We start from the raw sequence: 20,061 nt of genomic DNA, 5'->3' as shown, positions 1-20,061 counted from the left end.
CGGCTCGATCATGCGCGGCAGCTACCGGCGTCTCGCCAGTTCGACCGCGCTCTTCACCATCATGATACTGGCCGCCACGCCGCCGGCCCATGCCTCCGGCTCCTCCATGCCGTGGGAACAGCCGCTTCAACAGATCCTCCAGTCGATCGAGGGGCCGGTCGCCAAGATCGTGGCGGTGATCATCATCATCGCCACCGGCCTGGCGCTCGCCTTCGGCGACACCAGCGGCGGCTTCCGCCGCCTGATCCAGATCGTATTCGGTCTGTCGATCGCCTTCGCGGCCAGCTCGTTCTTCCTCAGCTTCTTCAGCTTCGGCGGCGGGGTACTTGTCTGATGGCGGCGGTCCTCGAACAACTCGACGCGGTGCCGGGCTTTTCGGTGCCCGTCCATCGCGCCTTGACCGAGCACATCCTGCTGGGCGGTGCGCCGCGCTCCATCGCGATCATGAACGGCACGCTGGCCGGGGCCGTGGGCCTCGGCCTGCGCCTCTGGCTCGTCGGCCTCGCCATCTGGGCAATCGGTCATTTCGTGGCCGTCTGGGCGGCCCGTCGCGATCCGCTCTTTGTCGAGGTCGGGCGCAGGCATCTGCGCATTCCGGCTTTCCTCGCGGTGTGAGGAGGCGGTCATGATGAATCTCGCCGAATATCGTCGCACTGCCGCTCGCCTCGCCGACTATTTGCCATGGGTCGCTCTGGTCGCTCCCGGCATCGTGCTGAACAAGGATGGCTCGTTTCAGCGCACGGCCCGCTTTCGGGGTCCGGATCTGGATTCCTCCGTCGCGGCCGAGCTGGTTGCCGTTGCGAGCCGCATCAACAACGCTTTCCGCCGCCTTGGCCTGGGCTGGAGCATTTTCGTCGAGGCGCAACGGTACGAGGCCGCCACCTATCCCGACAACATCTTTCCCGATCCCGCGTCGGCTTTGGTCGATGCCGAGCGCAAGGCCGACTTCGAAGAAGCCGGCGCACATTTCGTATCGAGCTATTTCCTCACCTTCCTGTTTCTTCCGCCGGCCGAGGAAGCCGCGCGCACCGAGTCCTGGCTTTACGAAGGGCGTGAGCGCTCGGGCGTCGACCCGCACGAGATCCTGCGTGCCTTCACCGACCGCACCGATCGCGTGCTGGCGCTGCTCGACGGTTTCATGCCGTCCTGCGGCTGGCTCGATGACAGCGAGACGCTGACCTACCTGCATTCCTGCGTGTCGACGAAGCGCCATCGCGTCCGCGTGCCGGAAACGCCGATCTATCTTGATGCGCTGCTCGCCGATCAGCCGCTCACCGGCGGTCTGGAGCCGCGCCTTGGCGACCAGAATCTGCGCGTGCTGACCATTGTCGGTTTCCCGACCGCGACCACGCCCGGCCTGCTCGACGATCTGAACCGGCTGGCCTTCCCGTATCGCTGGTCGACGCGCGCGATCCTCCTCGACAAGACGGATGCGACGAAACTTCTGACCAAAATCAGGCGCCAGTGGTTCGCCAAGCGCAAGTCGATTGCCGCGATCCTCAAGGAGGTGATGACCAACGAGCAATCGGTGCTCGTGGACACCGACGCCGCGAACAAGGCCGCCGACGCGGACATGGCCTTGCAGGAGCTTGGCGCGGACGTGGCCGGCATGGCCTATGTCACCGCCACGATCACGGTCTGGGACGCCGATCCGCGCCTTGCCGATGAAAAGCTGCGGCTGGTCGAGAAGGTCATCCAGGGCCGCGACTTCACCGCCATGATCGAGACGGTGAACGCGGTGGACGCCTGGCTCGGCAGTCTGCCCGGCCATGTCTATGCAAACGTGCGCCAGCCGCCGATTTCGACGCTCAATCTCGCCCACATGATCCCCCTCTCTGCCGTGTGGGCGGGGCCGGAACGGGATGAACACTTCGATGCGCCCCCGCTGCTTTACGGCAGAACCGAAGGTTCGACCCCGTTCCGGCTGTCTTTGCATGTCGGCGATGTCGGCCACACGCTCGTCGTCGGCCCGACTGGCGCGGGCAAATCCGTGCTGCTCGCCCTCATGGCCTTGCAATTCCGACGTTACAACCGCTCACAGGTCTTCGCCTTCGACTTCGGCGGTTCGATCCGCGCCGTATCGCTCGCCATGGGCGGCGACTGGCACGATCTTGGCGGCGGCCTGACCGAAGGATCGGAATCCTCGGTATCGCTCCAGCCGCTTGCCCGCATTCACGACACCTATGAGCGTGCCTGGGCCGCCGACTGGATCGTCGCGATCCTCCTGCGGGAAGGGATCAAAATCACCCCGGAGGCAAAGGAGCACATCTGGACGGCGCTGACCTCGCTCGCCTCGGCGCCCGTTGGCGAGCGCACGATCACCGGCCTCAGCGTCCTTCTTCAGTCCAACGACCTCAAACAGGCACTCCGCCCTTTCTGCGTCGGCGGTCCTTATGGCCGGCTGCTCGATGCCGAAGCCGAGCATCTGGGCTCGGCCGATGTACAGGCATTCGAGATCGAGGGGCTGGTCGGAACGGGCGCAGCGCCTGCCGTGCTTGCCTATCTCTTTCATCGCATTGGCGACAGGCTCGACGGACGGCCGACGCTGCTCATCATCGACGAAGGCTGGCTGGCGCTCGACGACGAAGGCTTCGCCAGCCAGCTCAGGGAATGGCTGAAGACGCTTCGCAAGAAAAACGCCTCGGTCATTTTCGCCACGCAGTCGCTCTCGGACATCGACAATTCGGACATTGCCCCGGCGATCATCGAAAGCTGCCCGACCCGATTGCTCCTGCCGAACGAACGCGCGATCGAGCCACAGATCACAGCCATCTATCGCCGCTTCGGCCTCAATGATCGTCAGATCGAGATCCTCGCGCGGGCGACGCCCAAGCGGGACTACTACTGCCAGTCACGGCGCGGCAATCGCCTGTTCGAGCTGGGCCTGTCCGAAGTCGGCCTCGCGCTCTGCGCCGCTTCCTCGAAATCCGACCAGACGCTGATCGCCCAGATCGTCGCCGAGCATGGCCGCGATGGCTTTCTCGCGGCCTGGCTCAACGCCCGCGATGTCGGCTGGGCCGTCGATCTCCTTCCCAACGTCGCAACGCTCATCCCCCAACCCGAAAAGGAGCTTCAGTCATGAGCATCCGTCGACTTCGTAATTCCTCCGCTCTTCTCGCTGTGACCATGCTTGCCATGCCGCTCGCGGTCTCCCCCGTCGTAACCGGGCCCGCCTTTGCATGGAAGATCGTCTATGATCCTTCCAACTACGCGCAGAACGTTCTGACGGCTGCGCGCACGCTCGAACAGATCAACCACCAGATCACCTCGCTTCAGAACGAGGCGACGATGCTGATCAATCAGGCGCGCAATCTTGCGAGCCTTCCGTTCTCCTCGCTCCAGACGCTCCAGCAGAACGTTCAGCGGACGCAGCAACTCCTGACCCAGGCCCAGAACATCGCCTTCGATGTGCAGCGGATCGATCAGGCGTTCCAGCAGCAGTACGGCAACGTCTCCATGTCGGCCACGGATCAGCAGCTCGTCTCCGATGCGCGCTCGCGCTGGCAGAACACGGTCGGCGGCCTTCAGGACGCCATGCGCGTCCAGGCGGGTGTCGTCGGCAACATCGACACCAACCGCACGCAGATGAGCGAACTCATTAGCCAGAGCCAGGGCGCGACGGGCGCGCTTCAGGCGACGCAGGCCGGCAACCAGCTCCTCGCACTCCAGTCGCAGCAGCTTTCCGATCTGGTGGCGTTGCTTGCGGCCAACGGGCGTGCCGGCGCGCTGACCGAAGCCGAGCGCACGGCTGCGGCGGAGCAGGGACGAGAACAGCGCCGCCGCTTCCTGACGCCGGGCTCAGGCTACCAGCCGGGTAACGCGCAGATGTTCAACGGCAATTGAGGGCGGGCTTATGGACGGCAAGATGCTGGCCCGGCTGGGCGCTGTCGCATTCGTCGCCGTCGCCATTACGGCGGCGGTCGTCGAACTGACCCGAAAGGAGGAACCGAAAGAGGATTTCTCCACGCGCATTATCGAACCCTCGCACGATCCGCTACGCGCGGGGCAGCGCCGGTGCCAGCAACTTGGCCAGCAGGCCGCTAGCGATGCGGAATGCCTGCGCGTCTGGGCGGAAACCCGCGACCGTTTCCTGCGTCCGTCGTCTGCACCGGCGGCGCCGTCCTCCAGCGAAGGGCGGTGAACAATGGGCGGCTCGGGCGTTATCGACACATTTCTCGGAACCTTCACCCGCTATATCGACAGCGGGTTTGGTCTTCTCGGCGGCGAGGTCGCGTTTGTCGCCACCACGCTGATCGTCATCGACGTGACGCTGGCCGCTCTCTTCTGGAGCTGGGGCGCCGACGACGACATCATCGCCCGTCTGGTCAAGAAGACCTTGTTTGTCGGGGTCTTCGCCTACCTGATTTCCAATTGGAACAACCTCGCCAAAATTGTCTTCGACAGCTTCGCCGGCCTCGGACTGAAAGCCTCCGGCACCGGCTTCACTGCGCAGGATCTGCTCCGTCCGGGCAAGGTCGCACAGACCGGCCTCGATGCCGCGCGTCCCTTGCTCGACGCGATATCACCCCTGATGGGCTGGATCGCGGTTTTCGAGAACCTGATTCAGATCGTTTGCCTTTTGTTTGCCTGGGCGCTGGTCATCCTCGCCTTCTTCATTCTGGCGATCCAGCTCTTCGTGACGCTGATCGAGTTCAAGTTGTCGACGCTCGCCGGTTTCGTCCTGATCCCGTTCGGCCTCTTCGGCAAGACCGCCTTCATGGCCGAGCGCGTGCTTGGCAATGTGATTTCCAGCGGCATCAAGGTCCTGGTCCTCGCCGTCATCGTCGGCATCGGCTCGACGCTGTTCAGTCAATTCACGCAAGGCTTCGGCGGTCAGACCCCGAGCATCGACGACGCGATGGCCATCGTCCTTGCGGCGCTCTCGCTCGTCGGCCTTGGCATCTTCGGTCCCGGTATTGCCTCCGGTCTTGTCAGCGGCGGCCCGCAGCTTGGCGCAGGCGCTGCGGTCGGCACCGGCCTTGCTGTCGGCGGTGCGGCACTCGCCGCTGGCGGCGGCGCGGTACTGGCCGCGAAGGGCGGAGCCGCTCTTCTTTCCGGCGGCGCCGCTGCCGCGCGTGGTGGAGCTGCGGCGGCCGGCGCGGCATCATCGGCCTACACATTGGGCTCTATGGGACAGTCGGGCGCGTCTGGCGTCGCGTCCGGCCTCGGAGGCGTAGCACGCGCCGCCGGATCGGCCTCCGTTTCCCCGTTGCGCCGTGCCGCGTCCCGTGCCTCGGAAAGCATGAAATCCAGCTTCTCCGACGGCGCGCGTGCAGGCGTCAGCGCCACCGGCGGCTCCTTCTCATCTGGCGCGGGCACCGACGAATCCGATCCCGCTTCCGTCGCTCCCGCAACCACACCCGATCAGCCGCCGGCATGGGCCCAGCGCATGAAGCGCGGCAGCCATGTCGCCCACGGCGTCAGCGCTGCCGCCCATGCCGTTCGCTCGGGCGACAGCCATGGGTCCGGCGCATCCGTCAATCTCTCCGAAAGTGACCGCTCATGAATCTCTTCAAACGACCGGCCGTGCATTACGGCAAGACACCTGAGCCTGAAACACCTTACCAGAAGGCCGCACAGATCTGGGACGAACGTCTTGGATCAGCGCGCGTGCAGGCGAAGAACTGGCGCTACATGGCGTTCGGTTCGCTGATCCTGTCGGCGGGCTTCGCCTCTGCACTGGTCTATCAGTCCGCGCGTGGGACAGTGGTTCCCTGGGTGGTTCAGGTAGACAACCTGGGTCAGGCCCAGACCGTTGCGCCTGCCGTGGCCGACTATCGTCCGACCGATCCACAGGTGGCCTGGCATCTCGCACGTTTCATCGAGCAGACCAGAAGCATTCCCGCCGATCCGATCATCGTCCGGCAGAACTGGCTCAGGGCCTATGAATGGACCACGGACCGGGGCGCGGCGGCGCTCAACGATTATGCCCGTGCGAACGATCCCTTCACGAAGGTCGGCAAGCAGCAGATCGCCGTCGAGGTTTCCAGCGTCATCCGCGCTTCTCCCGACAGCTTCCGCGTGGCGTGGACGGAACGGCATTTCGAGAATGGCCAGCTCGGTGCGACTGAGCGATGGACCGCGATCCTGACCATCGTCATCCAGCCTCCGCGCGATGCCGAGCGGCTGAAGGTCAATCCGCTCGGAATTTACATCAACGCCATCAACTGGTCGCGGGAGATGAGCCAATGAGATCGGCTTTCCGTAACCCCGCCATTCCGGTTTTCCGTAAATCCGTACTTCCGGTTCTGCTGCTTTCCGCCTCGGCGTTGGCAGGCTGCGCTACGCCGCAGAAGCCGCCGGAAATCAGCTACGATCGAAATGTTCCGGCCTTGCCGGCCGTTCCCGTATCGGTGACAGATGATCGGCCCCGTCCGATCCACGTTCCTCCGGCCTGGACGCCGGCAAAGGGAGGCACTGCGGCCAGCACACCAGTCGCTCGCGTCGAGAACGCCAACGCTGCCGCTCGCGTGCAGCCGCGCCGGGAGGGGTACTTCAATGCGATCCAGATCTACCCCTGGTCCGAAGGAGCGCTCTATCAGGTCTATGCAGCTCCCGGGCAGATCACCGATATCGCGCTGGAACCCGGAGAGTCGCTGACAGGGGCCGGCCCGATTGCGGCCGGCGATACCGCCCGCTGGATTATCGGCGACACCGAGAGCGGCAGCGGTACGACACGCCGCGTCCATATCCTCGTAAAGCCTTCAAGGCCGGATATCACGACCAATCTCGTCGTGACCACTGACCGGCGCGTTTACATGATCGAGCTGCGTTCCGGCGCGAAACCCTATATGCCATCCGTCGCCTGGTCCTATCCGCGGCCGCGCGCCGGTCAAGGCCAGAGCATTCCGGCGACGCCGGTCATCCCGGCCGTTGCGGCGCGCAACTACCGCTACGGTTTGACCGGCGGGAATCCGCCCTGGAAACCCGTCTCCGTCTACGACGACGGCCGCAGGGTTTACGTCGAGTTCCCTCGCGGAATCGTTCAGGGCGAAATGCCGCCGATCTTCGTCATTGGTCCGGACGGCGAAGCGCAACTCGTCAACAGCCGTATTCACCAACACATCCTGATCGTTGATCGCCTGTTCGGCGCGGCCGAGCTTCGCCTTGGCAGCGGCGACAAACAGCAGGTCGTCAGGATCGTCCGGACGGACGGGAGACCCGCATCATGAGTGAGGACAATATCAACAATGCAGCTCCCATGCGCCTTCGCGCCGAGGGGCCGCGCGTCACCCGCCTTTCGCGAAAGGTGCTGGCAAGCTTCACAGCCGTCGGCCTCGTCGGGATCGGCGGCGCGCTGATCTACGCTCTCCAGACCCGCGATGGAGGCCAGGGCGGAGAGGAGCTCTATTCGACCAACAACCGACAGACCGCAGACGGTCTTGCCGGTCTGCCGCGCGACTACACCGGACCTGTCCTCGGCCCGCCACTGCCCGGCGATCTCGGGCGGCCGATCCTTGACGCCCAGAACAGGGGACAGCCCGTCGTTCCACCGACGATAACGACGCCCACCGTCGATGAGGCGGAGCAGCGCCGCCGGGCCGAGGAAGAAGCGGCGCGCACCAGTCGCGTTTTCTTTCAGACCCAACCTGGGTCGACAGCGACGACACCCGGCGGCTCAACCATGCCGAATGTTCCCGGCTTCGATCTCGCCGGGCTCGCTGGACAGCCCGGCCAGCAGACCGCCCAGGACCGGCAGCTTGCATTTTTGAATGCGCCCGTTGATCGCCGGACCACTTCGTCGGATCGGATCATGGCTCCGGCTTCGCCGTTCATCCTCCAGGCTGGGGCGGTAATCTCAGCCGCTCTCATCACCGGCATTCGGTCGGATCTACCCGGCCAGATCACGGCGCAGGTAACGGAAAATGTCTACGACAGCCCCACCGGAAGATTGCTTCTGATCCCCCAAGGAACGCGGATTATCGGCCAGTACGACAACAACGTGCAGTTCGGGCAAAGACGGGCGCTGCTGGTCTGGAACCGGCTCATCTTCCCGAATGGCCGATCCATCGTGCTGGAACGCCAGCCGGGCGCCGACACGCAAGGCTATGCCGGTCTCGAGGATGGTGTCGATTATCACTGGTGGGATCTCGCCAAGGCGGCCGGCCTGTCCACGCTGCTTGCAGTCGGCACGGAACTGGCAGTCAGCGACGAGGACCGCCTGGTGCGCGCTATCCGTGACGGTGCGCAGGATACCATCAACGACGCCGGCCAGCAGATCGTCCGGCGCCAATTGCAAGTCGCGCCGACGCTGACCATTCGGCCGGGCTTTCCCGTTCGCGTCATCGTCACGCGCGATCTCGTCCTCGAACCCTACAGAGGCTGACCATGGCAAAGCTGAAACTTGGACCGATCGCGGACGATAAGCCAATCAAAGTCACGGTCGAGTTGCCCGCCCAACTCCATCGCGATCTTGTCGCATACGGCCGCCTCCTCGCGGAACCGGGAACTCCGCCCGTTGATCCCATTCGGCTGATCGTGCCGATGCTCGAACGCTTCGTCATTAGTGATCGCGGATTTGCAAAGGCGCGGCGATCAGCAAATGTGTCCGTTTCAACAAGCGGACAAGACCGATCATAACCGGGGAGTAGACTGCCGCGAAATTTCTTTGGCCAAGCTTAGTAACCGCCGGAATGCGGGATTGTCATTTCTTGCGGACCAGACTGCACTGAAGGGCAGGACCTCTCCGGCAATCGGTCGATATGTCACGCCGGGAAATTGGGCGGCCGTCGTGGCCTCACTGGTCAAAGTCAGACCGCGGCCAATCGCCACCAAAGGCAGCAGGTTGTCGCGCCCGACATATTGCGGCTGCACATGAGGGTGATGTCCCAAATCAGAAAGTCTCTGGACAAGGTATTCATGTATTTGAGGGCCAGGCGCGACGTCACTGACAATGAAGTGCTCGCCTGCCAAATCGGTCCAGTTTAATATTTCCTTGCGCGCCAACGCGTGTTCTTCAGGCAAAACTGCGAACACACGTTCCGACCACAAGTGCGCCGTTTCACACTCCGTCCAAGCCGATGTGCCTGTGATGAACGCGACATCCAGGCGGAGCTGCCGGATGCCGGCTACATGCTCCGCTGGATTGCCGTCGATCAGCTCGGTTCGTACGCCGCTATGGTCCTTGCTGTAGGAGCGCAACAAATCGGAGAGGAAACCCGAGGCAAGAGACGAGAAGATGCCAATTCTGACCACACCTTCTTCGCCACGCCCGACCGTGCCAATGTAGCGACGCCCCTCGTGGATCGCTCGCAGGCCTTGCCTAGCTCGTAGTAGGAAGATTTGGCCCGCATAGGTCAGCGATACTCCGTTCGTGCAGCGGTTAAAAAGTGAGACACCAACCTCGTCTTCGAGATCGCGGATGCGGCGACTGATCGCTGATTGACATATTCCAAGAACGTTCGCTGCCTTCCGAAAGCTGCCATGCTCGGCGGCTGCCACGAAATAACACAGGTGGCGAATCTCTATTGGATCACATCTCTTCGCCCCCCGTCGTGTCATTAGCCCATCGATCCTAAAGGGTGTTCTCGCCGCTGTCGGATAGGAGTCGTTTCCGAGCAGTCGTTCTTTACGGTATCGGCAAACCGCAGCTCCGCTCGTAGCCCGCCCTCGCGCCGGTTTTCGAGGTATACCTCTCCGCCGAGACGCTTCATCGCGAGATCCGCGATCGCCAGACCCAAGCCACTGCCCATCGCGGTCTTGTTGCGGCCCCGGTAAAATCTGTCACGAACCTTCGGTAACTCCTCCGCGGGTATGCCCGGTCCGCTATCGTCAATGACGACGTTGATCCCATCTTTCTCGGTGCGCACCGAGCATCGCACCACTCCGTCCGACCCCGAATGCAGGGCGGCATTCTCCAGGAGGTTCCGCGCCGCGAGTGTGAACAGGGACGGATCGACCGAAAGGCAAATGCCTCCTAGCTGTGGATCCACTTCGATTGCAGCCGTGTCCGAATAATGTTGACCGATGTCGTCCGCCATTTGCCCGAGGATTTTCCCGAGGTTCACGTCTTGTTGAGCCGATGCGATTTCGCCGCTCTCGGTATTCGTCAGATCGGTAAGCTGCCGCACCAAACGAGACGTGCGGTCCACCCCGATCACCATCTGGCGCAAAGCATTGTTTCGTATCTTGGGGTCTTCGCTTCCCAACGCCACTTGCGCCTGTGTCTTCAGTCCGGCGATCGGCGTTCGCAGCTCATGTGCCGCGAAGGCGGTAAAGTCGCGCTCTCGTTGCCGAGCCGCGCTGACGCGACCGAACAGCCCGTTGAGCGAACGGATCACGGGCCTGATTTCAGACGGTGTTTCCGCGTCGGGCAGCGCGCTCAGATCCGACGCCGGGCGCGTTTCCAACGTGCTCGCCATCGCGTTCAATGGAGCAAGCCCCTTGCGAACGCTCAGCCAGATCAGTCCTGCCAGGATCGGAAGGATAAGCAACGCGGGCAGCGCGAGGCCACGGATCACATCGGCGACCAGCCTGTCGCGGACGCGCATATTGTCGCCGACGAGCACGCGCATGCCGAGATCACTGTTCATCACCGCGTAGACGCGCCAGATTTCTCCTGCGATCACCGTCTGGGAGAACCCTTCGCCGCTATCGGTAAGAGGTGTGGCCGGCGCGGCGTCCGAGCGCCCGACCAAAGTTCCGTCGAGCGCCCAGATCTGGCACGAGAGCTGACGGTCGTAGGAAGCGTGGAGGGCCGGCTCGACAGTCGGTAACTGTGCCGCGCGCTTCGGGTCGATCTCCTGGCTGGTGATCAGCGAGCTGACCATGCGCGCCGCTTCGATCAGGCGCGCGTCAAGTACCCGTTCGACCTCGTGACGCGTGCTGAGATAAATCCAGACGATCGCCGACATCCAGACGACGCCGGTTGTGATCATCAGGATCATGAACAGCCGGCTGCGGATCGACTTCATGCACTGTCCTCCGCCAGCTTGTAACCCACCCCTCGCACCGTCTCGATAATTCCGGGGCCGAGCTTCTGCCTGAGATTATGGATGTGAACCTCGATCGTATTGCTCTCCACATCCTCCTGCCAGCCATAGAGCCTCTCTTCGAGCTGCGACTTCGACAGGATCTGGCCCGGCCGGTCCATCAGAGCATGGAGGATGGAGAACTCGCGGCGCGACAGACGAACCGCCTCACCACATTTCGAGACGGCCATGGTGGAAGGCTCCAGGCGAAGATCCCGCCAGACCCGGCAGGCGGATCCGCCACCGTTGCCTCGTCTTGTTAGAGCGCGTAGCCGCGCAGCGACTTCATTCAGATCGAAGGGCTTGCCGAGATAATCGTCCGCGCCGGCATCCAATCCGGCGATGCGGTCGGGCACGCTATCACGCGCGGTCAGCAGCAGCACCGGCGTTGCGACCTGACGGCCGCGCAGTTCGCCCAGAACCTCCAGGCCTGATCCGTCCGGCAGCATCAGGTCGAGAACGATCGCGTCGAAAGCAGAGCCGCGCAAGGCGGCCGAAGCATCGGCGCAAGTGGCGACGGCGTCCACGGTGAAGCCGGCCAGTCCCAGCCCGACCTGCAAGCCGTTCATCAATACAGCGTCGTCTTCGACCAACAAGACTCTCATGCACACAAACCCTTGGACGCGACAGAACAATGGAAATCCGGTGCCCACCTTAAGCCAGCCTTAAGGTGACGGGCGTGGATCGCAGGACGCGCAGGCGTCGACCTGTCCGTATCAAGGCCAAAAGGAGATCCTATATGCCAGCTCTTACGCGTCGCGGCGCCGTGCTCGCCATTGGTGGCGCGGTACTGACCGTTCCTCTGATGAACCGTGCGGCGCTCGCGCAGACCGCCGCCGACGTATCCAAGGAAATGATCCTCAACGATCCGGCAGCGCCGGTCGCGGGCAACCCGAAAGGCGACCTCACCATCGTTGCCTTCCTCGATTACAACTGCCCGTATTGCAAGAAATCCGCTCCCGACCTCGACCGCGTCGTCAAGGAGGACGGCAAGATCAGGCTGGTCTACAAGGATTGGCCCGTCATCCGCCCGACCTCGATCGACGGCGCCATGATGGCGCTCGCCGCCAAATACCAGGGCAAGTACGACATCGCGCATCACGCTTTGATGGGAATTCCCGGCGTCGGGGTTCCGAAGGAGAAGATGCGCCAGGGACTTCAGGCCGCGGGCATCGACATGGCCCGCCTCGACGCCGACATGAAAGCCAAGTCCGCCGAAATCGACGCCATCATCAAGCGCAACATGGCGCAGGCCGACGCCATCGGCTTTTCGGGAACGCCGGCCTACCTCGTCGGTCCATTCCAGACGTCGACGCTGGATTATCAGGGGTTCAAGCAGGTCGTGTCCGATGCGCGCAAGAAGCAGGCGGAAAGCAAGTGAGAGGGCCACGCTCTCACCAGCCCCGCTCGCGATGCCTGATGTCGATCGTGCCGCCCTTCAGCATATGAGACCAGTAGAGCCAGGGCAGGAACTTTGTTTTCAGGTACCACATGCTCTTGCGGGGCACGCGGGGATCGAGCGGGAAACTTGGCGTCACCTTGCCGCCATAGGCGAACTCGGCAAGCACGATCTTGCCGAGGGCCACCGTCAGCGGGCACGAACCATAGCCGTCATAGGTTCTGGGCATGGCCTTGTCCTGCATGGCAGCCAGCAGATTGGCGACAACGACGGGGGACTGGAGCCGGACGGCCGCCGCCGTCTTGGCGTTCGTCGTGGACGCTGCGTCGCCGAGCGAGAAGACGTTCGGATAGCGGACATGACGCAGCGTCGCCGGATCGACCTCGATCCAGCCCGCCGCGTTGGCCAGCGGGCTTTCCCGCACGACATCGAGTCCGGTCTGCGGCGGGACGACATGGATCATGTCGAAGCGCATCTCGACGTCGCGTGCCGCGCCGTCCTTGTCGGTTACCGAAAACAGCGCCGCTTTCGCGGGACCGTTGATGGCGATCAGGTTATGCCGGTAGCAGACGTCGATACCGTACTCGTCGACCGCTTTCTGCAATGGCGGCACGAAGAACGGCACGCCGAACAGCGCCTCGCCGGCAAGGCAGAACTTGAGCTTCGAACTGTCGAGCCTGCCTCGCCGCCGAAGATGGTCGGCCATCATGTACATGATCTTCTGGGGCGCACCGGCGCATTTGATCGGCATCGCCGGCTGGGTAAACAGTGCGATCCCGCCCCGGAAGTCCTGGATGAGGCGCCAGGTGTATTCGGCCGTATCGGCGCGATAGTTGCTGCACACTCCGTTCTTGCCGAGTGTATCCTTCAGCCCCTGGATGGCGTCCCAGTCAATCTTCAAGCCGGGGCAGGCAACGAGATAGTCGTAACCGAGAGCCCGGCCGTCGCTCATCCTGACCAGATTGTTGTCCGGCTCGAAGCCGGTGACCGCGGCCTTGAGCCACGTCACGCCCTTCGGGATCAGCGATTGCTCCTCGCGCTCGGTCTGCCGGCGCGTGAAGACGCCCGCACCGACCAGCGTCCAGCCCGGCTGGTAGGAATGGGAGCCCGAGGGCTCGACGATCGCGACGTCCAGCTTCGGATCGTGCCGCTTGAGCTCGGCCGCCACCGTGATGCCGGCTGCACCGCCGCCGACAATGACGATCCTGTGTCTGAGACTCGGTGCCTGTGCGGCGCGGATGTCCTGAATGGCTTCCATGGCATTCCTCCCACTTGCAGAATTACATATCTGGTTTTATGTAAGTATGTAATTCAGATTGACAAGCGTCAAGGAGGAGCCCCATGAAACCGATACCGGTCACAGAGAAGTTTTCCGTCGCGGGGCAGCTTCAGCCCGAGGATTTCGCCGAACTTGCCAAGCGCGGCTTCAAGACGGTCATCAACAACCGGCCGGATGGCGAAGAGGCATCACAGCCTGGATCGGCGGCCGAGGAAGAAGCGGCCAAAGCAGCGGGCCTCGACTATGTCTTCATCCCGGTCACCAGCAACAACATGCGGCAGGAAGACGTTCGGCGCTTCGCCGAGGCGATCGTTGTTTCCGACGGTCCGGTGCTCGCACATTGCCGCTCCGGTGCACGCTCCTTCTACATGTGGGTGCTGGCTGGAGACGCCGACGTCGAAGGGTTCAGTGACGACAAGCTGATCGCCGTGGCAGGTGACGTCGGCATTGCTCCCGACCATGCTCGCGACTGGCTCGCTGCCCACCGGCACGTCGGCAAACCGGAGGTCAAGGGCTTCTACGAGAAGCGCACCGGCAGCATTCAATATGTCGTCAGCGACCCGGCGACGAAGACATGCGCCATCATCGACCCGGTGCTCGACTACGACGAGAAGTCTGGATCGACCAGCACTGAGCAGGCCGATACGATCCTCGCCTACATCGCGGAAAAGGGCCTGACCGTCGAATGGATCCTCGACACCCATCCGCACGCTGACCACTTCTCCGCCGCCCGCTACCTCAAGGACAAGACCGGGGCTCCGACCGCGATCGGAGCGCATGTCGTCGATGTGCAGAAACTCTGGAAGGGGATCTACAACTGGCCCGATTTTCCCGCCGATGGTCATCAGTGGGACCGGCTGTTCTTCGCCGGCGATACCTTCAAGGTCGGCACGATCGACGCGAGAGTGATGTTCTCGCCGGGGCACACGCTGGCCTCGATCACCTATGTCATCGGCGACGCGGCCTTCGTCCATGACACGTTGTTCATGCCGGATTCCGGCACGGCCCGCGCCGATTTCCCGGGAGGCAGCGCAAAGCTCCTCTGGCGGTCGATCATGGACATCGTCTCTCTGCGTGACGAAACTCGCGTTTTCACCGGCCACGACTATCAGCCGGACGGCCGCCCGCCTCGCTGGGAAAGCACGGTCGGCGAGCAGAAGAAGTTCAATCCGCACATTGCCGGCCAGACCGAGGAGAGCTTCGTCAAGCTACGCCAGGAGCGCGACGCGACCCTACCGATGCCCAAGCTCATCCTGCATGCCCTGCAGGTGAACATAAACGGCGGCCGGCTTCCCGAGCCGGAGGACAACGGCAAGCGCTACCTGAAGATCCCACTGGACGCGCTCGAGGGGGCGGCCTGGTGATGGACGCTTATTTCGCACCAATGGCCGGCGGCGCACTGATCGGCTTGTCTGCCAGTCTTCTCATGTTGCTCAACGGTCGCATCGCCGGCATCAGCGGCATCGTCGGCGGCCTGCTCGGCCGTCGCGGTGAGCGGCTCGGTCACGACATCGCCTTTGTCGCCGGCCTCCTTCTTGGTCCGCTGACCTACCTCGTCATCTTCGGCACTGCGCCACAGGTGGTCGTCGCGGCGTCCTGGCCGCTCCTTATCGTCGCCGGCCTGCTCGTTGGCGTCGGCACGCGCATGGGTTCCGGCTGCACCTCCGGACACGGCATCTCGGGACTGGCACGACTGTCTCCCCGATCCTTCGCGGCGGTGCTCACCTTCCTCTCGACCGCGATCCTGACCGTGCTCGTCATGCGGATGGGAGGCTGGCTATGACCCCGGCTCTGCGCATCCTGACGGCCCTTGCCGCCGGCCTTCTGTTCGGGCTCGGCCTCGCGATTTCCGGCCTTCTCAACCCCGCCAAGGTGAAAGCTTTCCTCGACATCACCGGCGCATGGGACCCAAGCCTGATCTTCGTTCTCGGCGCCGGCGTCCTCGTCGCCTTTATCGGCTACAGGATCGCCTTCGTGATCAACAAGCCTCTGTTCGACGATCAGCTTCATCTACCGACCAAGACCCGGATCGATGGCCCACTTATCCTCGGCTCGGCGATCTTTGGCGTCGGCTGGGGCCTGGCCGGCTTCTGCCCCGGTCCCGCAATCGCATCGCTTTCGCTCGGCCTCGCCCCCGCGGTCATCTTCGCTGCCGCCATGTTCATCGGAATGGTCACGCATGATCGATTCCTGGCCGGAAAGGGTTGAGCCATGCTTGCCAATCTCGGCCCTGCGCTCGCCTCGGGCGGGCTTGTCGGATTTTCCCTCGGCCTCGTTGGCGGAGGCGGCTCGATCCTCGCCACGCCGCTGCTGCTCTATGTCGTCGGCGTGACGCAGCCGCATATCGCCATCGGCACGAGCGCGCTCGCTGTATCGGTCAACGCCTTCGCCAACCTCATCGGCCACGCCCGCAGCGGCAACGTCCGCTGGCGCTGCGCGGTCGTCTTCGCCGGGGTCGGGACGTTCGGCGCTCTCGCCGGCTCGACGCTCGGCAAGGTCATTGATGGTCAACGGCTCCTCTTCCTCTTCGGACTGCTGATGATCCTCGTCGGCGTGATGATGCTTCGACCGCGCAAAGCCAACGCTTCTGCCGAGCGCCCGGCCGATCTGAGGACTTGCCTCGTCACGGCTGCCGTCGCCTTTGCCGCCGGGTCCGCCTCCGGTTTTTTCGGCATTGGCGGCGGCTTCCTGATCGTGCCAGCACTCATTCTCGCGACCGGCATGCCGATGATCAACGCGATCGGCTCATCACTCCTGGCGGTCGGCAGCTTCGGGCTCGCCACGGCGATCAACTACGCCGCATCCGGCCTTGTCGATTGGCCGATTGCCTTCGAGTTCATCGCTGGCGGCATCCTTGGCGGCATTCTCGGCATGATGCTCGCCAATCGGCTCTCCGCCGGCAAGAACACGCTCAATCGCATCTTCGCGGCGCTGATTTTCGTGGTCGCAGCCTATGTGCTCTACCGGAGCGCGGGCGCTCTCATGACCTGATCGAGGTATCCACAGTCATGGGAGCCGCCTGGCCTGAGCGCTCCTGTGGCTGACGGCTTGTTTGAACGTTGGAGAATATAATGATCGAAGACTGGAAGAAGCTGATCGAGAACATGAACGGCGGCGTGAAATCATTGCGCCAGGAAGCGCCTGCGGTGATGAAGTCATTTTCCGAAATGGCCCGATCTGCACATGCCGGAGAGGCGCTTGATCCGGCAACGAAAGAGCTCATTGCGTTGGCGATCAGCGTTGCGACACGATGCCAGCCCTGCATTGCCTATCATGCGGAGGGAGCGGCAAAGGCTGGCGCAACCCGTGAGCAAATCAGCGAGACCCTTGGCATGGCCGTCTATATGGGCGCTGGCCCATCCGTAATGTACGCGGCGAAGGCTTTCGAAGCCTTTGACCAGCTTTCGCAGTGATCAATTTGAAATGATAGCCGGTTGCGCTTGCGACTCGACCGTCACGTTGAACGCCCGGTCCAGACCAACCCCATCAGCATCAGCAGTGCGAGGGATAGCGCCGGAATGCTGCCCCATACAGAAAATACGGTTGGGCTACCCTGTGTCGGCAGAAGTGTTTCAATATGTCCGGCCGTTTGCCAGGGCACCCTCCCAACATTGTCGATGTTTGACTGGGGGAGCCGTCGATCCGTCCATTTAAGCCTAGCTTAAGCTTGAGACTGCGTTTCGGTCCGAAAACTCACGGAGGACCGAATGAATGCAGTCACGACGATGTTTTCTGATTTCGACCGCCGCGCTCTTGGCGATCCCTACGACCGTCACGCGCGTCGCCGCCCAGCAGCCGTCCCGTGAGGAAGTGTTTTTTGATCCGGTGACGCCAGTGCTCGGCAATCCGGATGGCGACGTCACGATCGTCGAGTTCTTCGACTACCAATGCCCGTTTTGCAAAAGCACCTATCCCGAGCTCAAGAAGTTCGTCAGCGACGACGGCAATCTGCGCCTCATGATGCGAGACTGGCCGATCTTTGGCGAAGCGTCGCGATTCGCGGCCGAGCATGTTCTGGCGCTGGATCCGCAGGCCTACGGCCGCGCTCACGAAGCGCTGATGGGTACGGAAGGACGGCTCGCCGAGAGCGATGTCATCGAAGTGCTCGAAGATGCCAGTGTCAAAGGTCTCGCGCCGGCTCACTCACCTGAAGCGGTGGCCGACACCTTGTCGCGCAACGACCGCATGGCCAAGGCCTTCGGCCTGGCCGGCACGCCCTCCTTCGCCATCGGCTCGAAGATCTACGGTGGCGTGCTCGATCGAACCGGCCTTGCCCAGGCAGTTCTCGAAGCGAGGAGGAAACGGACGTGATGCTGGACCGACGCTCTCTTCTGGTTGGCGGGCTGGCATCCGCAACCTTCGCCGTCGCGTCCGCTCGCGCCTGGGACGGAGCCTTCGACACGGCAAGCGCCCGCATGGACGGCCTGCAGGACGTCGAAACGCCGCTGCTTTCGGCGACGACATTGCACGCGACGCGGATTGCCTCCGAAACCTACGCAGGCTGGGCGGCCGAAGGCGGATGGCCCGCCTATCCGTTCACGCAACGGCTCTCCCTTGGCGCGCAGGGCAACGAAGTCTCCTGGCTGCGCCAACGGCTCGCTGTGACGGGTGACCTGGCGCCGCAATTTGGCGCGGGCACCGTCGTCGACAGCTTCGTCGATGCCGCCATTCGCAGGTTTCAGGCGCGGCATGGCCTGACCGTGGACGGGGTGGCGGGCACCGCCACGTTCGAGGCGCTCAACCGTCCGGCGGCAGACAGGGCGCGGAGTCTTGCTGCGAACATTCCCAGATTACAGGCCGCTCTGGTCGACGATCGCCGCCAGGTGACGGTCAACGTTCCCTCGGCGCAGATCGAGATGGTCGAGGATGGCGCCGTGGTGCTGCGCCAATCGGCCGTCGTCGGTCAGCCCAATCGCGCAACGCCGCTGCTTTCGAGCAAGATCCACGAGATCAACTTCAACCCATATTGGCATGTGCCGAAAAGCATCATCCGCCGCGATCTCATTCCGATCATCCGCAGGGACCCGGATTACCTGACTCGTATGGGGATGCGCATTTATACCGGCAACTGGAAAGAAGTGTCGCCGTCGAGCATCGACTGGAGCACCGAGGAAGCGACTAACTACATGTTCCGGCAGGAGCCGGGGAGCCGCAATGCTCTTGGACGCGTCCGCATCAACTTCGCGAATCAGCATTCGGTCTATCTTCACGACACGCCCGACCCCGGCCTGTTCGGCGATGCAAGCCGCTTTCACTCGTCCGGCTGCGTCAGGGTCCAGCGTATTCCGGAATTCGTGACCTGGCTGCTCAAGGACACGCCGGGTTGGTCTCCCGAGACCGTCGCGGAATTCCTGACCAATGGTCAGCGCCGGGACGTCGCGATCACCAATCCCGTCCCGGTCCACTTCGTCTACATCACGGCCTGGGGCGTTCCGGCGGGGCCGGCGCAGTTCAGGAAAGACATCTACTCTCTGGTGGACGGCTCGTGACGGCGAAGGCCGCGGCGGCGCTTAATGCTGCCTTAAGCTCGCAGGCAAAAGGCAGCAAACATGCAGATCTGTCCATAACATCGACTGGTGCATCACGAATGAAAAAGCTTCTACCCGCTCTTGCTCTTGCAACGATGCTCGCCGGCTGTAATGACAATAATGAAACAGTCTCGTCAAAGACGGCAAGCAACTCCGAGGCGATCCTTGCGTCGCTGAAGAGCCAGGGCCTGACTATCCACGGCCCCATGGAGGTGCCGGGCGGATTGCAGGCCTATGCCGCGAGCTCGGGCACGCAGCCGCTGGCCGTCTACATCATGCCCGACGCCAATTATGCGCTGATCGGCACCCTGATCGATGCCAAGGGCGATTCTGTTGCCGATGCCGCGTTGAAGCAGGCAACGAGTGAGCCGATGCACCGGGACGCCTGGGGAGCGCTTGAAGCCGCGGCCTGGGTTCAGGACGGCAATCCGAATGCGGAGCGTGTCGTCTACGCATTCACCGACGCCAATTGCCCTTTCTGCAATGAGCTATGGCGTTCGGCGCGACCATGGGTCGAGGCCGGCAAGGTCCAACTTCGCCATGTCATGGTGGGCGTGATCCGCGCCGATTCGGCCGCGAAGGCAGCCGCGATCATCGAAGCGGCCGATCCGCAAGCCGCCCTGACGCAAAATGAGATGAACCACGCCTCCGGCGGGATTGCCCCGCTGGCAAAAATATCGCCGGAGACGAACACCAAGCTCACCGGCAATGTCGAGCTGATGAGAAGGCTTGGCTTTAGCGGTACGCCCGGCCTCGTCGCGCGGGGCACCGACGGCGAACTTATCCTCCAGAGCGGCGCACCCCGAGGCGCCGCGCTTGAAGCGCTGTTCGGGCCGCTCTAGGCGGTTCGGCAAAGATTTTCCCACATTCAACGAATAAAGATGC

23 protein-coding genes are annotated in these 20,061 nt (G+C 63.1%); 19 read left to right on the top strand and 4 right to left on the bottom strand.

Translation table 11 applies throughout. The annotated features are described in order from the left end of the window. Positions 1-10: 10 nt before the first annotated feature. The 10 genes from V5F68_RS23260 to V5F68_RS23215 are packed head-to-tail and all read left to right on the top strand — an operon-like array spanning position 11 to position 8,580. A complete protein-coding gene (locus V5F68_RS23260) occupies positions 11-334 on the top strand; it encodes a TrbC/VirB2 family type IV secretion system protein (RefSeq protein ID WP_394013052.1) in 324 nt (107 codons plus the stop codon). Then, positions 334-615, top strand: coding sequence for a VirB3 family type IV secretion system protein (locus tag V5F68_RS23255; RefSeq protein WP_100653002.1), 282 nt, complete (start codon positions 334-336; stop codon positions 613-615). Before V5F68_RS23260 ends, V5F68_RS23255 begins: the two co-directional genes overlap by 1 nt. A gap of 10 nt (positions 616-625) precedes the next feature. Then, the gene (trbE, locus tag V5F68_RS23250) at positions 626-3,082 is read left to right on the top strand and encodes a conjugal transfer protein TrbE (RefSeq protein WP_394012940.1); all 2,457 of its coding nucleotides are present in this window, start codon (positions 626-628) and stop codon (positions 3,080-3,082) included. Next, positions 3,079-3,843, top strand: coding sequence for a P-type conjugative transfer protein TrbJ (gene trbJ, locus V5F68_RS23245; RefSeq protein WP_322432437.1), 765 nt, complete (start codon positions 3,079-3,081; stop codon positions 3,841-3,843). Before trbE ends, trbJ begins: the two co-directional genes overlap by 4 nt. Positions 3,844-3,853: 10 nt before the next feature. Further along, entirely contained in the window at positions 3,854-4,141 is a 288-nt protein-coding gene (gene trbK-alt, locus V5F68_RS23240) for a putative entry exclusion protein TrbK-alt (protein WP_322432436.1), read from the top strand. Between the two features lie 3 nt (positions 4,142-4,144). Beyond that, the gene (gene trbL / locus V5F68_RS23235) at positions 4,145-5,506 is read left to right on the top strand and encodes a P-type conjugative transfer protein TrbL (RefSeq protein WP_322432435.1); all 1,362 of its coding nucleotides are present in this window, start codon (positions 4,145-4,147) and stop codon (positions 5,504-5,506) included. After that, positions 5,503-6,192 carry a conjugal transfer protein TrbF gene (gene trbF, locus V5F68_RS23230; RefSeq protein WP_322432434.1) on the top strand — a complete coding sequence of 230 codons (690 nt, stop codon included), beginning with the start codon at positions 5,503-5,505 and terminating at the stop codon, positions 6,190-6,192. The genes trbL and trbF overlap by 4 nt, the downstream gene beginning before the upstream one ends. Then, positions 6,189-7,172 (top strand): P-type conjugative transfer protein TrbG, encoded by a 984-nt coding sequence (gene trbG / locus V5F68_RS23225; protein WP_322432433.1) that lies wholly within the window; start codon positions 6,189-6,191, stop codon positions 7,170-7,172. Before trbF ends, trbG begins: the two co-directional genes overlap by 4 nt. After that, positions 7,169-8,326: a TraB/TrbI/VirB10 family type IV secretion system protein gene (locus V5F68_RS23220; protein WP_394012941.1), complete on the top strand. Its 1,158-nt coding sequence runs from the start codon at positions 7,169-7,171 to the stop codon at positions 8,324-8,326. Before trbG ends, V5F68_RS23220 begins: the two co-directional genes overlap by 4 nt. Before the next feature lie 2 nt (positions 8,327-8,328). Then, complete coding sequence (locus V5F68_RS23215) at positions 8,329-8,580, top strand: DUF2274 domain-containing protein (RefSeq protein WP_322432431.1); 252 nt, start codon at positions 8,329-8,331, stop codon at positions 8,578-8,580. Here the strand turns inward: V5F68_RS23215 and V5F68_RS23210 are convergent. Genes V5F68_RS23210 through V5F68_RS23200 form a run of 3 tightly spaced genes read right to left on the bottom strand, consistent with a single transcriptional unit; the run spans position 8,575 to position 11,575 of the window. Continuing rightward, positions 8,575-9,501 (bottom strand): LysR family transcriptional regulator, encoded by a 927-nt coding sequence (locus V5F68_RS23210; protein ID WP_394012942.1) that lies wholly within the window; start codon positions 9,499-9,501, stop codon positions 8,575-8,577. The two genes, V5F68_RS23215 and V5F68_RS23210, sit on opposite strands and share 6 nt — an antisense overlap. Next, positions 9,501-10,913, bottom strand: a complete 1,413-nt coding sequence (locus V5F68_RS23205; RefSeq protein ID WP_322432429.1) for an ATP-binding protein — start codon at positions 10,911-10,913, stop codon at positions 9,501-9,503. The genes V5F68_RS23210 and V5F68_RS23205 overlap by 1 nt, the downstream gene beginning before the upstream one ends. After that, entirely contained in the window at positions 10,910-11,575 is a 666-nt protein-coding gene (locus V5F68_RS23200; RefSeq protein ID WP_322432428.1) for a response regulator, read from the bottom strand. Before V5F68_RS23200 ends, V5F68_RS23205 begins: the two co-directional genes overlap by 4 nt. A gap of 134 nt (positions 11,576-11,709) precedes the next feature. Here V5F68_RS23200 and V5F68_RS23195 point away from each other — a divergent pair, with 134 nt between their 5' ends. Continuing rightward, positions 11,710-12,351, top strand: a complete 642-nt coding sequence (locus V5F68_RS23195; protein WP_394013053.1) for a DsbA family protein — start codon at positions 11,710-11,712, stop codon at positions 12,349-12,351. A 13-nt stretch (positions 12,352-12,364) separates the two neighbouring features. Here the strand turns inward: V5F68_RS23195 and V5F68_RS23190 are convergent, their stop codons facing one another. Further along, complete coding sequence (locus tag V5F68_RS23190; protein ID WP_322432427.1) at positions 12,365-13,627, bottom strand: NAD(P)/FAD-dependent oxidoreductase; 1,263 nt, start codon at positions 13,625-13,627, stop codon at positions 12,365-12,367. An 83-nt stretch (positions 13,628-13,710) separates the two neighbouring features. On the opposite strand from V5F68_RS23190, the gene blh reads away from it, so the two are divergent. From blh to dsbG, 8 genes are all read left to right on the top strand, one after another. After that, positions 13,711-15,012, top strand: a complete 1,302-nt coding sequence (gene blh, locus V5F68_RS23185; protein WP_322432426.1) for a bifunctional sulfur transferase/dioxygenase Blh — start codon at positions 13,711-13,713, stop codon at positions 15,010-15,012. Next, positions 15,012-15,431, top strand: a complete 420-nt coding sequence (locus V5F68_RS23180) for a YeeE/YedE family protein (protein WP_322432425.1) — start codon at positions 15,012-15,014, stop codon at positions 15,429-15,431. Before blh ends, V5F68_RS23180 begins: the two co-directional genes overlap by 1 nt. Next, positions 15,428-15,856 carry a DUF6691 family protein gene (locus V5F68_RS23175; protein ID WP_394012943.1) on the top strand — a complete coding sequence of 143 codons (429 nt, stop codon included), beginning with the start codon at positions 15,428-15,430 and terminating at the stop codon, positions 15,854-15,856. The genes V5F68_RS23180 and V5F68_RS23175 overlap by 4 nt, the downstream gene beginning before the upstream one ends. A gap of 3 nt (positions 15,857-15,859) precedes the next feature. Beyond that, on the top strand, positions 15,860-16,639 hold the full coding sequence (locus V5F68_RS23170) for a sulfite exporter TauE/SafE family protein (protein ID WP_322432423.1): 780 nt from the start codon (positions 15,860-15,862) through the stop codon (positions 16,637-16,639). A gap of 80 nt (positions 16,640-16,719) precedes the next feature. Further along, positions 16,720-17,061 carry a carboxymuconolactone decarboxylase family protein gene (locus tag V5F68_RS23165; protein WP_322432422.1) on the top strand — a complete coding sequence of 114 codons (342 nt, stop codon included), beginning with the start codon at positions 16,720-16,722 and terminating at the stop codon, positions 17,059-17,061. A 298-nt stretch (positions 17,062-17,359) separates the two neighbouring features. Next, positions 17,360-17,959: a DsbA family protein gene (locus V5F68_RS23160; protein ID WP_394012944.1), complete on the top strand. Its 600-nt coding sequence runs from the start codon at positions 17,360-17,362 to the stop codon at positions 17,957-17,959. Next, complete coding sequence (locus V5F68_RS23155; RefSeq protein ID WP_322432420.1) at positions 17,959-19,137, top strand: L,D-transpeptidase family protein; 1,179 nt, start codon at positions 17,959-17,961, stop codon at positions 19,135-19,137. The genes V5F68_RS23160 and V5F68_RS23155 overlap by 1 nt, the downstream gene beginning before the upstream one ends. Next, entirely contained in the window at positions 19,134-20,018 is an 885-nt protein-coding gene (dsbG, locus tag V5F68_RS23150; RefSeq protein ID WP_394012945.1) for a thiol:disulfide interchange protein DsbG, read from the top strand. The genes V5F68_RS23155 and dsbG overlap by 4 nt, the downstream gene beginning before the upstream one ends. The last annotated feature ends 43 nt before the right edge of the window (positions 20,019-20,061 follow it).

It is taken from the genome of Roseixanthobacter pseudopolyaromaticivorans (genome assembly GCF_043195145.2).
In the GTDB taxonomy this organism is placed as follows: Bacteria; Pseudomonadota; Alphaproteobacteria; order Rhizobiales; family Xanthobacteraceae; genus NCEH01.
This window is presented reverse-complemented; position numbering and strand designations above follow the sequence as displayed.

Excerpts from the sequence above, each read along its gene's own strand:
- V5F68_RS23180 (WP_322432425.1), top strand. The coding sequence starts at position 15,012 with ATGGACGCTTATTTCGCACCAATGGCCGGCGGCGCACTGATCGGCTTG.
- V5F68_RS23195 (WP_394013053.1), top strand. The coding sequence starts at position 11,710 with ATGCCAGCTCTTACGCGTCGCGGCGCCGTGCTCGCCATTGGTGGCGCG.
- V5F68_RS23260 (WP_394013052.1), top strand. The coding sequence starts at position 11 with ATGCGCGGCAGCTACCGGCGTCTCGCCAGTTCGACCGCGCTCTTCACC.
- trbK-alt (WP_322432436.1), top strand. The coding sequence starts at position 3,854 with ATGGACGGCAAGATGCTGGCCCGGCTGGGCGCTGTCGCATTCGTCGCC.
- V5F68_RS23175 (WP_394012943.1), top strand. The coding sequence starts at position 15,428 with ATGACCCCGGCTCTGCGCATCCTGACGGCCCTTGCCGCCGGCCTTCTG.
- V5F68_RS23165 (WP_322432422.1), top strand. The coding sequence starts at position 16,720 with ATGATCGAAGACTGGAAGAAGCTGATCGAGAACATGAACGGCGGCGTG.
- V5F68_RS23220 (WP_394012941.1), top strand. The coding sequence starts at position 7,169 with ATGAGTGAGGACAATATCAACAATGCAGCTCCCATGCGCCTTCGCGCC.
- trbJ (WP_322432437.1), top strand. The coding sequence starts at position 3,079 with ATGAGCATCCGTCGACTTCGTAATTCCTCCGCTCTTCTCGCTGTGACC.
- blh (WP_322432426.1), top strand. The coding sequence starts at position 13,711 with ATGAAACCGATACCGGTCACAGAGAAGTTTTCCGTCGCGGGGCAGCTT.
- V5F68_RS23200 (WP_322432428.1), bottom strand. The coding sequence starts at position 11,575 with ATGAGAGTCTTGTTGGTCGAAGACGACGCTGTATTGATGAACGGCTTG.
- trbG (WP_322432433.1), top strand. The coding sequence starts at position 6,189 with ATGAGATCGGCTTTCCGTAACCCCGCCATTCCGGTTTTCCGTAAATCC.
- V5F68_RS23210 (WP_394012942.1), bottom strand. The coding sequence starts at position 9,501 with ATGACACGACGGGGGGCGAAGAGATGTGATCCAATAGAGATTCGCCAC.
- trbF (WP_322432434.1), top strand. The coding sequence starts at position 5,503 with ATGAATCTCTTCAAACGACCGGCCGTGCATTACGGCAAGACACCTGAG.
- V5F68_RS23215 (WP_322432431.1), top strand. The coding sequence starts at position 8,329 with ATGGCAAAGCTGAAACTTGGACCGATCGCGGACGATAAGCCAATCAAA.
- V5F68_RS23155 (WP_322432420.1), top strand. The coding sequence starts at position 17,959 with ATGCTGGACCGACGCTCTCTTCTGGTTGGCGGGCTGGCATCCGCAACC.
- trbL (WP_322432435.1), top strand. The coding sequence starts at position 4,145 with ATGGGCGGCTCGGGCGTTATCGACACATTTCTCGGAACCTTCACCCGC.
- V5F68_RS23170 (WP_322432423.1), top strand. The coding sequence starts at position 15,860 with ATGCTTGCCAATCTCGGCCCTGCGCTCGCCTCGGGCGGGCTTGTCGGA.
- trbE (WP_394012940.1), top strand. The coding sequence starts at position 626 with ATGATGAATCTCGCCGAATATCGTCGCACTGCCGCTCGCCTCGCCGAC.
- V5F68_RS23205 (WP_322432429.1), bottom strand. The coding sequence starts at position 10,913 with ATGAAGTCGATCCGCAGCCGGCTGTTCATGATCCTGATGATCACAACC.
- V5F68_RS23190 (WP_322432427.1), bottom strand. The coding sequence starts at position 13,627 with ATGGAAGCCATTCAGGACATCCGCGCCGCACAGGCACCGAGTCTCAGA.
- V5F68_RS23160 (WP_394012944.1), top strand. The coding sequence starts at position 17,360 with ATGCAGTCACGACGATGTTTTCTGATTTCGACCGCCGCGCTCTTGGCG.
- V5F68_RS23255 (WP_100653002.1), top strand. The coding sequence starts at position 334 with ATGGCGGCGGTCCTCGAACAACTCGACGCGGTGCCGGGCTTTTCGGTG.